The 13,192-nt window shown below is 68.8% G+C and carries 1 protein-coding gene (only partly in view); it reads left to right on the forward strand.

The window, feature by feature from the left end; translation table 11 throughout:
* On the forward strand, positions 1 to 13,142 hold the final stretch of the coding sequence (locus ACZ7CF_RS37465) for a hypothetical protein (protein WP_470372033.1). 21,457 nt of this gene lie to the left of the window's left edge; the window shows 13,142 of its 34,599 coding nt (coding positions 21,458-34,599); its start codon lies beyond the left edge, outside the window; its stop codon occupies positions 13,140 to 13,142.
* Positions 13,143 to 13,192: the final 50 nt, after the last annotated feature.

Here is a 13,192-nt window from a genome sequence, read left to right on the forward strand (position 1 = left end):
TGGAGATCCCGCTCGGCGGCGGCCGGTCACTCGAACTGCACGCGCGCAGGACCGGCACCCCGACGCTGACCGGCGTCTCGGCGCGCACCACCGTCTCGACGCAGGGCAACAGCTCCGGCACCGAGACCGTGGCGGAGGAGTCGGCCGCCGAGTTCGGCATGGCCGCCGGCCCCCTGCTCGGTCCGGGCGGCACACAGCCGCCGGGCCACGAGAAGTTCGGCGAGCAGAAGACCCTCGGCGGCGGCGCGGCGTTCGCGGTGCCGCTGCGGGTGGTGGGCGGCACCGGCTCCGAAGGCGAGGCCGAGGCCGAGCACCACCACGACGGCGAGTCCGTTCCCGCGTCGAGCTCGACGGGCCTGGCGGGGCTGTGGCTCAACGACATCGAGGTGCGCTTCGTCGCCAGGACCAAGGGCCGCAGGGGGCACCGCGACCGCGCCGCCGTGGTGGACTTCGAGGTCCGCGACGCGGTCGTGCTCGTCGACGACGACCACCAGGACCGCATCCCCGCCGAGCTCGCCGACACCGCCCGCACCCTCGCGGCGGCCGACGCGACGCTCGTGGCCACAGCGTCCGCCCTCGCGGGAGCCCTCGACGCCGCTCAACGCGACGTCGAGGGTTCGGCGGAAGCGTTGGCGCGGGCGGAGAACGCCCACGCCGACGCGCTCGACGCCTGGTGGGACGCCCTGCACGCGCACGAGGCTCAGGTCGGCACGCTCACCGAACCCGCTGACGAGCACCTGTTGCCGCCGCTCGACCTCGGCCCCCGCGACACACCGGCCGAGCTGCGGGACCTCCTCGACGACACGACGGAGACGCCCGTTGCCGTGGACGAGTCCGGTGCACGGGTGCCCGCACCGCGTCCCGGCCCGAACCCCAGCGCGGAGATCCGCCTGTCCCCGGCAGCGCCCCGGCTGACCCCCGCAGACCGGGTCCGCGTCGGCCGGGTCCTCGGACGGGCGGGCGAGCTCTCCGCCACCGGTCTGGAGATCGTCGCCCACGGCGACCTCACCGGTCCGGCACCGGCCGCCGCGGTGTCGGCGGTGATGGCGGAGATCACGCGCTCCGCCCGGCGTGGTGCGGGATCGGCGCCGCGCCCGCCCGTCCAGGTGGAGATGAGGCACGTCGCGGAGGCCGGGGACGTCCGGGTGGAGTTGCGGGCCGTGCTCGCTGCGGACGACGCACCGCCCGTCCGTGGTGATGTGCCGCCGAGTCCGGAGGAGGTGCGGCCGGCTTCGGTGGAGCTGCCGCCGTTGTCGGTGGAGTTGCCGCCCTTCTCGGACGACGTGTCGTCGTTGTCGGACGACGTGCTGCCGGTGCCGGACGACGTGTCGTCGTTGTCATCGGAGGATCTGTCGCTGGTGTCGGGTGATGTGTCGCCGTTGTCGGAGGATTTGCCGCTGGTGTCGGGTGACGTGTCGCCATTGTCGGACGACGCAACACCGGTGTCAGGTGATGTGTCGCCGATGTCGGACGACGCCCCACCGGTTCTGGCTGAGGTGCCGGTTGCGGAGGACGTGCCGCCGACGCCGGACGACGCACCACCGGTCCCGGACGACGCACCACCCGCCTCGCACGAGGACGGCTCCACTCCGCCACCCCGGCCGCTCGCCGCGCCCGCCGATGACGCCGCGCCCGCCGCTGAGGTCGCGGACACCGCGGACACCGACCCGGCCGGCGACACTCCCTCCACTGTGGACCCGGAGTCGAAGCCGGAGGTCGACTCGACGGCCACCGTCCGCGACGGTGTGTCCACGCGTGCCGACTCAGCGGCTCCGCCGGAGGAGGCGGTCGTCGAGGTCTCGGGCGAACCGATCAGGACGGAGTCGGGCACCACGTCCTTCGCGGGCCTTGACGACCTGGACGCTGCCCGCAGCGGTTCACCGCGGACCGTTCCGGCCGGGCCTGAGCAGCGGCCGGAGTGGACGGATCCGCGGCAGCCGGCTCCGGTGTGGTGGCAGAAGATGCCCGCCCACGCGTTGAGCGCGTTCCACGACCAGGCGCGCAAGATCGTGGAACGCCACTCGGTGCCGCCCATGTCCCTGGGAGAGCCCAGTGCGCAGCAGGTGGAGCAGCGGAACAAGCACGAGCTCGCCGTGGAGGTGGTCGCCCACCACCTCTACACCACGGACCAGGGGGTGTCGGCGGTTCCGGCCCTGAGCCCGGACGATTTGGTGCGCACACTGGCGAAGGACCTGGGACTGACGAGCCCGCGCGGGCTCCACGGTGGAGCGCCCGGCGATCAGGACCTCCCGGTACGACCCGATGCCTCCTCGTCGAGCGCGCAACCGCTACCCACGGGGGGCGAGGCCTACGTGGGCAGCAGGTTCAGCGACGAGGAGATCGAGGACAAGATCCGGAGGCGGCATGCCGAGCATCCTCGCGAAACGCAGAAGGACACCCTCAACGCTCTGCGTCTGCAGGGTGTCACGGGCAGCGACACGCGGCTCCTGAAGCTCTACTACAAGGCCACGGGTGTCGTCCCCAGGAAGAAGCAAACCTGGACCGACAAGCAGATCGAGGATCTCATCCGGAAACACCTCTTCGGTCACAGCACCGCCGAGGAGGTTCGTGAAGCACTTCGCGCGGAGGGCGTCCGGGTCAGGAACGAGCGGTTCCTGAACGCGTACCACAGGGTTACGGGAACCGAATCCCGGCCGTACCTGTTCGGGTCCGACGAGGAGAAAGCCGAGTTCTTGCAGAGGCAGATCCTCGCGGGTGGGACTTTCGAGACCGCCATCGAGGCGGCTGGCCTGATCGGCATGGCGGCCACCCACGAGAAGTGGCAGGCCCTGTACCGCCAGGCGGAAGAAAGGGTGAACCAGGACCGCAGCGGGGAGAGGCGGCACGAGCCGGGCGCGTCCGGCTCCGCGGCGAAACGTCCGGTTTCCTCCGTCGAAGGTGTGGTGACCTCACAGCACAAGCGAAGCAGGCCATCGGTCGCCGGCGCGGTGGCGAACGAGCTGGTGGCCCTGTCCCTGGAGGAGAACAGCCCCACTGCCACTGCTGCTGCGCTTGGGTTGCGTGTCGTCGACATCGCACCCGACGGCGACCACTTCTACGCCGCCGTGCTCGCTTCCGTGCCTGAGCGGGTGTGGTCGGACCGGCTCGACGAGCTCGGCGTGGACGCGTCCGTGGCGGGGTTGCGCCAAGCCACGGCGGATGCCTACCGCCGCGTGAAGCTGCCCGAGCTGGGCGGACGGAGCCTGGAGGGCATGAGGCTCCCGGCGGATGCGGTCGAGGAAGGTCTGCGCACTTCAGGACAGTGGGACGGCGAGAGCGTTGACGTCGCTCCGCGGTTGGTGCCCGGAGTGTTGAAGATCAACCTCAAGACGATCGCCCACGACGGTCGGCTGTCGACCAACGGCGTCGTCATCGACGACAGCCTCGACACGTATTACGTGGTCCACGACGATGTGGACCACTATCAGGCAACCACCTCGCTCGACGACGCCTCGAACGTCCCCGCCCACGAGCCGTCGGACGACGAGCGGGACCTCGAACTCGTTCGTGAGCGCATTGCCGGTCATCCCGATGACGACGACAGCACGATCCTTGCGATGGTTCGCGCAGGGGGCGCCACGAGTTCCGACCACCGGCTGCACGAGCTGATCGGCGAGGTGCGGAAAGAACGCTTGCAGCGTCTGATGCGCGCTGTCAGGCGGCGGGCGGACGAGCCGAGGGCGGTCAAGGACCACGGCGCCATCACGCGTTCGATCCACGAACGCCTCGTCGAGGATCCTCTCGCCGACAACGAGTCGATCGTTCAGGCCCTTCGTGACCGGGGTGTCGTCCTCGGGACCTCGGGACTGGTGAAACTGATCAACGACATCAGGCTCGCCACCGTCGCAAGCGACCTCGGGCTGCGCGTCGTCGACGTCCCACCCGGCAAGGACTCCTTCTACGAAGCCGTGCTCAAGTCCGTGCCCGGCGATGTGTTGTCCGCCAAGCTCGGTCAGGAAGGGTCCGTGACCGCGTTGCGCCACGCCACGGCGGATGCCTATCGTCGGCTCAAGGCGCGCGAGTTCGGCGTGCGGCACCCGGACGAACTGGCGCCGGACGAGGTCGAGAACGGTCTGCGCACGTCGAGGCACCAGAACGCGCAAAGCGGTCAATGGGCTCCGCAGCTGGTGGTCGACGTGCTGGGCGTCAACCTCAAGACGATCCACGAGAACGGCTGGGTCTCGACCCATCCCGGCTTCGACGACGGACTTCCCGCCTATCACGTCGTCCACCGTGATGGGAACGACTACCAGGCGACCGAGCGCGCGACTCTGCCGGACGAGGTGCGCGAGCGGGTCGTCGCTTTCGTGCCGGCCGTTCACAGCAGGGACACGCTGCTCGATGCGTTGAAGCACGTCCAAGCCCGCCAGTACCCCGCTCTGAACTTGACGAGGGGGCCCAGTGGCGTCCCGGTCAGTCCCGTCACCGCGGAGCTGGTCGGCGAGTGGGTGTCGGCCATGCGGGAGAACCGGCCTGCGTTGACGCCCGTGGAGATCGCGCGGCTCTCCGGCGGTCTGGTCACCGCGGAGGCGGTCGAGCGCATCCACCGTGCCGCTCGCGACACCACGCCTGCCGCACCCGCTGCGCCTGCGGTGCCGGGGGATGCGGACCTGCCGAGTGACGACCGGCTCAAGGACATGATCCCGGATACCGGGCACCGCCGGGCGACCGCCGGGCTCTCTGCCGCCCAGGACGCCTTGATCCACGCACCGGTCGGCGACCCGGACCGGCCACGTCCGAGCGAGCTCGCCGTCGGGCCGCTCGCCGATCGGGATCTGCCGGTGCGGTCCGGCCCCGCCTCGTCGCCCACGGAACCAGCGCCGGTGCTGCCGGGCGCCGAGGACGGCTCGCACGGCGAGAACCCGCCGGTACCGGGAACACCGTCCCGTCCCCGCAGGGGGTTGAGCGACGATCAGGTCATCGCTGCGGCTCGGGAGTACCTTGCCGAGAATCCTGATGCCGGCATCATGCTGCTCGTCGAGGCCGTACGTCAGCGGGGCGCCACCGGCGGCGAGGAGCTGCTGCGGCACCTGGTTCACAAGGCGAGGGGAACCGAGGCCCAGTCTTCTGGTGTCTCGAGTGACGAGGAAATCGAAGGTTTGATCCGGGAGCACCTTGCCGAGAATCCCGATGCCGGCGTCGTGGCGGTCAGGGACGCCATTCGTCTGCGAGGTGCCATCGGCGGCGACGGGAAGTTGCGGAACCTGGTTCACCTGGTCAGGGGAACCCAGGTCCAGGCCTATGGTGGGTTGAGTGAAGATCAAATCAGTGATTTGATCCGGAAGCGTCTTGACGAAAATCCTGGCGAGCGCGTCAAAGACATCATCAAGGCTGTTCGCAGGCAGGGCGCCACTGGCGCCGACCTGTATTTGTCATCGTTGGTTCACGACGCCAGGGGAACCCAGGCCGAGGCCCGTAACAAGTCGAGTGACAGTCAGGTCATCGAGTTGATCCGCGAGTATTTCGCCGAGACGCCTGATGCGGGTGTCTGGACGACTGTCAAGGCTGTTCGTTCGCGGGGCGCCAGTGGCGGCGACAAGCGGTTGGGGGACCTGGTTCGCCAGGTCGTTGATGAGCGGAACACCGGGTTGATCCGTGAGCACGTTGCCGAGCATCCCGAAGACGACTTCAAGGCGATCGTCGATGCTGTCACCGCGCGGGGCGCCATCGGCACCGAGGAGAGGTTGCGGCTCCTGGTCAGCCAGGTCACGGAAATCCAGGGCGGGTCGGAGGAGGATCAGATCAAGGACTTGATCCGCGAGCACATCGCCGACCATCCCCGCGACAACGTCAAGGCGATCGTCAAGGCTGTTCGTCAGCGTAACGGCGCCGGCGGCACCAACAAGATGATGAAGCTGATCAAAGCTGTTCGGGACGAGCGGGCCACGCCGAGGGCGACCGGGGAGCACGGCATCGCGGCGGGTGCGGTGGAGGAGGGGCTGGGAACTTCGTCAGCGGAGGAGCACGGCCCTTCCGCGCAGTCCGCTGCGGCCGCTGCTCGGCTGGGGCTGCGAGTCGTCGACATCGAACGCGACGGGGACTGCTTCTACGAAGCCGTGCTCAGGTCCGTGCCCCAGGACGTGTGGTCGCGCCGGCTCACGCAACTCGGCAGGAATGCGACGGTGCTGGGTTTGCGCCACGCCACGGCGGACGCCTACCGCGGCCTGAGGAGGCTGGAGCTGGGTTGGCAGAGCCCGGACGACCTGGGCCTGCCGGCGGACGCGATCGAGATCGGGCTGCGCACCCAGGGGCACTGGGCAAGCGAAAGCGGTGACTTCGCTCCGCAGTTGGTGCCCGGAGTGCTGAAGATCAACCTCAAGACGATCACGAACGACGGCGGGCTGTCGACCAACGGCGTCGACATCGACCCCGGCCTCCGCACCTATTACGTCGTTCACGACGGCATCAACCACTACCGGGCGACCGCGCCGCTCGACGCCGCCCAGGACGCCTCGATCCACGCACCGGTCGGCGAACCGGGGCCGTCGCGCGCGGAACCCCTTGCGACAGCCGGTACCGAGGACCGCTCGCACGACGAGACCCAGCCGGCACCGGCAACCCGGGCACCCGCTCAGGAGAAGTCGGCTGACGAGCGGGACGTGGACCTGATCCGCGAGCACGTCGCCCGTCATCCCGACGACGGCGACGCTGCGGTTGTCGCCACGGTTCGCGGATGGGGCGTCACCGGTTCCGACGACCACCTGCACAGGCTGGTCGGCGAGGTCAGGAACGAACGGTTGCAGCGTCTGACGCACTTCGTCAGGCACGGGTCGGATGAGCCGGGAACGGTCGAGGAACAGCGCGCCGCTGAGCGTGTGATCCACCAGCACCTCGTCGAGAACCCCCTCGACGACACCGAGTCGACTGCTCGGGCTGTTCGTGAGCAGGGGGTCCTCCTCGGAAGCACGTGGTTGACGAGGCTGATCGACGACACCAGGCTGTCCATTGCCGCCGACGGGCTCGGGCTGCGGATCGTCGACGTCGCGGCCGGCCGGGACTCCTTCTACGAAGCCGTGCTCAGGTCCGTGCCCAGGGGCGTGTGGTCCGCCAAGCTCGACCGGTTCGGGCAGGAAGGACCTGTGGCGGCGTTGCGTCAGGCCACGGCCGATGCCTACCGGCGCCAGAGGTCGCGCGAGCCCGGCGAGCAACGCCCGGATGAGCTGGAGGCGGACCAGGTCGAGGAGGGACTGCGCACTTCGGAGCATCAGAACGCGCACAGTGGCTACTGGGCTCCGCAGTTGGTGGCCGACGTGCTGGGCGTCAACCTCAAGACGATCCGCAAGAGCGGCTGGGTGTCGACCCATGTCGGTTTCGATGACGAACTTCCCACCTATTACGTCGTTCATCGCGATGACGACAAGTACCAGGCGACCGAGCACAAGAACCTGCCGACCGCCGTGCGTGAACGGGTGATCGCCTTTGTGCCGCCTGACCGCGGCTGGAACACGCTGCGCGATGCCTTGGAGTACGTCCAAACCCACGAGTACCCCGCTTTCGACCTGACGAGGAACGCCGGCGGTGTCCCGGTCGACCCCGCCACCCAGGAACTGGTCGGCCAGTGGGTGGTGGCCATGTTGGGGAATCGGCGTGCGTTCACGCTCGCGGAGGTAGCGGAACTTTCCGGCGGCCTGGTCACGGCGGACGTGGTCGAGCGCATCCACCGTGCTTCCGGCGGCACCGCGCCTGTGACACCCGCCGCGCCTGTGACACCCGCCGTGCCGGCCCCATCCGCTGCACAGGTGGCTGTGGAACCGCCGAGTGACGACCAGATCAAGGATTGGATCAAGGAGTATCGCGACGGTGATCCCGGCAGCGGTGTCAAGGCCATCGCGCGTGCCGTTGCCCGACGTGGCCGTGTGCCCAACGACAACTACCTGCGCGCTTTGATCTACGAGGTCATGGCGAGTTCGGTCCGGCGCCGGCAGTTCCGTGACGACCAGATCAAGGACTTCATCCGCAAGCACGTTGACGAGTACTTCGAAGACACCAACAAGATGATCAATCTTGCTGCTCGTGCGCACGGTGTTGCCGTTCAGACATCGCGGTTTTCGGATCTGATCTGGGAGGTCAGGCGGTCTGCCCTTGCCGCTGCGCTCGGGCTGCGCATCGTCCGCGTCGCGCCCGGCAACGACGCCTTCTTCGAAGCCGTTCTCGCGTCCGTGCCCGAGGACGTGTGGTGGACCCGGTTCTGGCAAGTCCGCCGGGAAGCGTCCGTGCGGGGTTTGCGTCACGCCACGGCGGATGCCTACCGCCGCCTGAGGTTGCGCGTGCTGGGCGAGCAGCACCCGGATGCGCTGGAGGTGGATCAACTCGAGACCGACCTGCGCACTCCAGGGCGCTGGGACGCGCGCATCCACGACCTGGCTCCACAGTTGATGGTCGACGTGCTGAACATCAACCTCAAGACGATCGACAGAGAAGGCAAACTGTCGACCAGCGACGCCTTCTCCGACAACCGGGACACCCACTACATCGTTCACGACAGTGGCGTCAGCTACCAGGCGACCGTCCCGGATGCCTCGGCCCAGGCGCCGGTCGGCGCACCGGGACCGCTCGTGACCGCTGCGGGATCGTCCGCCGGTGTCCAGGGCAGCTCGCACGACGAGAACCGGCCGATGTCGGAAACCCGGGCTCCCGCTCAGGAGAACGCGGATGACGCGCGGGACGGGGACCTGATCCGCAGGCATCTCGCCGAGCATCCCGGAGACGACTTCGCGGCGATCTTCAAGGCTGTCGGTCCGCACGCCACCGGCACAGAAGGGAAGTTGCGACTCCTGCTCTTCCAGCTCACCGGTGAGCAGGACGACAGCGCGTGGAGTCCGAGCCAGATCAAGGACGTGCTCAAGGACTACCACGAGGCCCACCCCAAGATCAGCATCACGAACACCGTGGACGCTGTCCTCGCTCAGGGTGTCGCAGCTTCCCGCGCGCGAGTGGCCGCCCTGCTCCGCGACGTCATGGGAACCCCGGTCCGGCATCGCAACAAGTTCACTCGAACCCACGTCCTGGGTTTGATCCGCAAGCACCTCGAGCAGCATCCCGGTGCCGACCAGGTCTCGACTGCCGCAGCCGTTCGCAAGCAAGGCGTCTCCCTCGACAACGAGGAGATGCTCAACCTGCTCCGCCTGGTCCAGCAGTCCATCGCCGCCGCTGAGCTCGGGCTGGACGTCGTCGAGGTCACCACCGGCCCGCACGCCTTCTACGAAGCGGTGCTCAGGTCCGTACCCGAGGACGTGTGGTCGCGCCGGCTCGGGCAACTCGGCAGGGAAGCGACGGCGCTGGGTTTGCGCCAGGCCACGGCGGACGCCTACCGGAACATGCCGTTGCCCCACCTGGAGTCACGAAGCCTGAACGAGCTGGGGCTCCCGGCGGACGAGGTGGAGCAAGGCGTGCGCAACCCGGGGCCTCGGGACGTGCGGAACAGCCATTGGGTCTCGACGTTGATGCCCGCGGTGCTGGGCGTCAACGTCAAGACGATGACTCTCAAACGTGGCCGGCTGGCGGCCGAGAACGTCCTGATCAACGACGAGCTCCCGACCTTCTACGTCGTTCGCGACGGTAGCGGCCACTACCGAGCCACCATCCGGCTCGAAGCCGCCCCGCGGAACGACGAGGCGACGGGCAGCGGGAGCTGGTCGGCGCCGGACGCCCCGGCACCCGCTCAGGAGAACGCGGGAAGCCGGGATCACGGCGTGCGGACCGACGACCAGATCAAGGATCTGATCAAGGAGTACCACGGCGGCCATCCTGGTAGCGCGGTCCGGGAAATCGTGAACGCTGTCAGCGGTCAGGTTTCCGAGGTCGACCCCGATCGGGTGCGTGCCCTGGTCTACGAGGTCGTCACAGCGTCGGTACCCGTCAAGAACCTCGATGATGAGCGGATCGGGGAGTTGATCCGCGTGCACCTCGCCGAGTACCCCGACGACACCGACAAGGTGATCGTCCTGGCTCTTCGCGTGTCGGGTGTGGCCACCAGGAAAGCGCGGTTGGCGGATCTGATCCACAGGGTCCAGCAGTCCGTCGCTGCCGCTGGGTTCGGCTTGGGCGTTGTCGAGGTCGCTCCCGGCCCGGACTCCTTCTACGAAGCCGTGCTCAGGTCCGTGCCCGAGGACGTGTGGTCGCGCCGGCTCACGCAACTCGGCAGAGAAGCGACAGCGCTGGGTCTGCGCCACGCCATGGCGGACGCCTACCGCCGCATCTGGCTCCCGGCGGGCGAGGTGGAGGAAGGACTGCTCGTCCTGGAGCGTTCGCCCGTTCCGGGTCACGACCTGGTCCCGCGGTTGATCGCCGAAGTGCTGGGCGTCGACGTCAAGACGATCCGCAAGAACGGCCGGTTGGCGACCACCCTCGCCCTCGGTCGCATCCTCCCCACCTATTACGTCGTTCACGTCGGTGCCGATCACTACCGCGCGACCGCCCCGCTCGCCGTCGTCCAGGGTGGTGGCTCGGTCCACGCACCGGACCTGCCGCGTGTGACCGTGATCGATGATGGGATCTCCGCCGTTCACACTCCGCCGGAACCGTCCGGCCCCGCCCCATCGCACGCGGAACCACCCCCTGCGGTGGAGAGCGGCTCGCACGACGGGAACCGGCCGGCGCCGGAAACCCAGCCCTCACGTCAGCAAGCCCCGCGTCAGCAAGCCCCCGGTGAAGCCCGGGTCGAGAACGCCGAGCAGTCCGTCGCCGCCGCGGGGCTCGGGCTGCGCATCGTCGACGTCACAACCGGTCCGGACTCCTTCTACGAAGCCGTGCTCAGGTCCGTGCCCGGGGCCGTGCTGTCGGATCGGCTCGGGCGCCTCGGCCAGGAACCGTCCGTGACGGGTCTGCGCAACGCCACGGCGGACACCTACCGCCGCATGAAGCTGCCCGAGCGGGGCGGGCGGAGCCGGGACGAGCTCGGGCTCCCGGCGGATGAGGTCGAGACCGGTCTGCGCACGCCGGGACGTTCGAACAGGCAGAGCGCCTTCTTGGCTCCGCAGCTGGTGATGGAGGTGCTGGGCCGCAACCTCAGGGCGATCCGCGAGGACGGCCGGCTGTCGACCCACAGCGCTTTTGGCGAAGACGTCCCCACCCATTACGTCGTTTTCGACGGTGACGACAACTATCGAGCGACCGAGCTCGTGGAGATGCCGGCCGCGGTGCGTGAACAGCTGATCGGGTTCGTGCCGCCCGCGTACGGGTTGGGCACGTTGCTCGATGCGCTGAAGGACGTCAAAGCCAAGGTGTTCCCCGCCCTGGGGTTGGAGAAGGACCCCAGCGGTGTCCTGACCGATCCCGCCACCCGTGAGCTGGTGGACCGGTGGGCGTCGACCATGCTGAAGCACCGGTCCGGGTTCACGCCCGCGCAGGTCGCGGAACTGTCCGGCGGCCTGATCGTTGTGCGGCAGGACGAACGCGTGCACGACGTCCCTGACGACACCCCGGCCGATGTCGCGGCCGGCCCTGTGGAGTCCGCTGTGCCGATGGGCACGGACATGCCGGCCGTGGTGCGTGAGCGGGTGATCGCTTTCGTGCCGCCCGCGTACGGGTTGGGGACGTTGCTCGACGCGCTGAAGGACGTCAAAGCCAACGCGCACCCCGCCCTGGACCTGACGAGGGACTCCAGCGGCATCCCCACCGACCCCACCACCAGGGAACTGGTCGGCCAATGGGCGTCGACCATGCTGAAGCACCGGTCCGGGTTCACGCCCGCGCAGGTCGCGGAACTCTCCGGCGGCCTGGTCACCGGAGCACTGGCCGAGCACGTCCACACCCTCTCGCACGAGACCCCGTCCGACGTCGTCGCCGCACCCGCCGCACCGGTGCGTGCTGATCTGCCGGACGAGGTGCGCGACCGGATCGTCACCCTGGTGCCGCCCGCACACGGCCTGGCCACGCTGCTGGAGGCGTTGGAGCACGTCCAAGCCAACGTGCACCCCGCCCTGGACCTGACGAGGGACTCCGGTGGGGCCCCGGTCGACCCCGTCACCCGCGGGGTGGTCGGGCAGTGGGTGCTGGCCATGCTGGAGCACCCGTCCAAGTTCACGCCCTCGCAGGTTTCGGAGCTGTCCGGCGGCCTGATCGCCACGCACCAGGTCGCGCACCTCTACAACATCGCCGACGACACCCCGCCCGACGTCGAGGGCATGACGTGGTTGGACCAGGGACGGCGAAAGCAGACCTTCGCGGCCGAGGAGGCCGCGCTGTCCCAGGACCTGTACGTCTCGCACGCGATCACCCACAGCCTGCAGCCGATCATGGGGATGGACCAGCAGTTCCCCTGGCGCGACCCGGCCAACCCGCTCTACGCGGTCACGCCGATGCTCGCCGGGCCCGACGGCGACATCCACCCCGTGATCCGCGCCGAGGTCGACCAGATCACCGTCCGGGTCGCCAGGGGCAAGAAGCTGGTCGAGCGCATCGCCGCCGACCCCGACGACCACCGCCTGCCCCCGATGACCCCGGAACAGTTCCGCGCGCTGTGGAAGGAGCTCGAGTACAACATGACCGAGCGCCTGCGCCACATCGTGGCCACCGCGGTCAACCCGACTCCGGAGAGCATCACCATCGCACCCCCGCGGCCCCAGCACCCGACCGACCTCATCTACGTCGGCCGTGTGAAGCAGCGGCACGTCCAGCCCCGGGAGGAGGTCCTGGTCGGCCAGTACCAGCTCCTGCTCGCCAACCCACCCGGCAGCGTCCCGGTCGACCAGCAGCCGCTGCTCAGCCAGGCGAAGTTCCTGGAGTTCTACCTCGGTGGCATGTTCGACTTCCGCAAGGACCACGACGGGCAGCTGGAGGAGGAAGCGCAGTGGAGGGGACTGCACCCGCACTACCCGGGATACCTGTTCCACGGAGGTTCTAGGACGAAGCAGAACCTCATCAGCGCCGAAGGAGCAGGCAACTCGACCGCCTTCGCGAACTCCGTCCTCACCCCTGACGGCAAGATCGACCACGATCGCGTCAACGTCGTGTTCCTCGGCATCGAAGCCGTGTTCCCGGACCCGAACCACCCCGAGGGCCTCCTCCAGGTCGGTGGCGGCGTCCAGGTCGCGTTCGACAACGCCGTCGACCCCGCCGCGAACCCCTTCGGAATCCTGCTGGCCGACTACTCCGACGAGTACGAGTTCCCCAAGATCAAGCAAGAACCGCAGGACCAGTGAGCACGAGCGCTCCCGGGAACAGGGCGTCGGCACTGCCGGCGAAGACGTGA

It is taken from the genome of Lentzea sp. NPDC036955, from assembly GCF_055608005.1.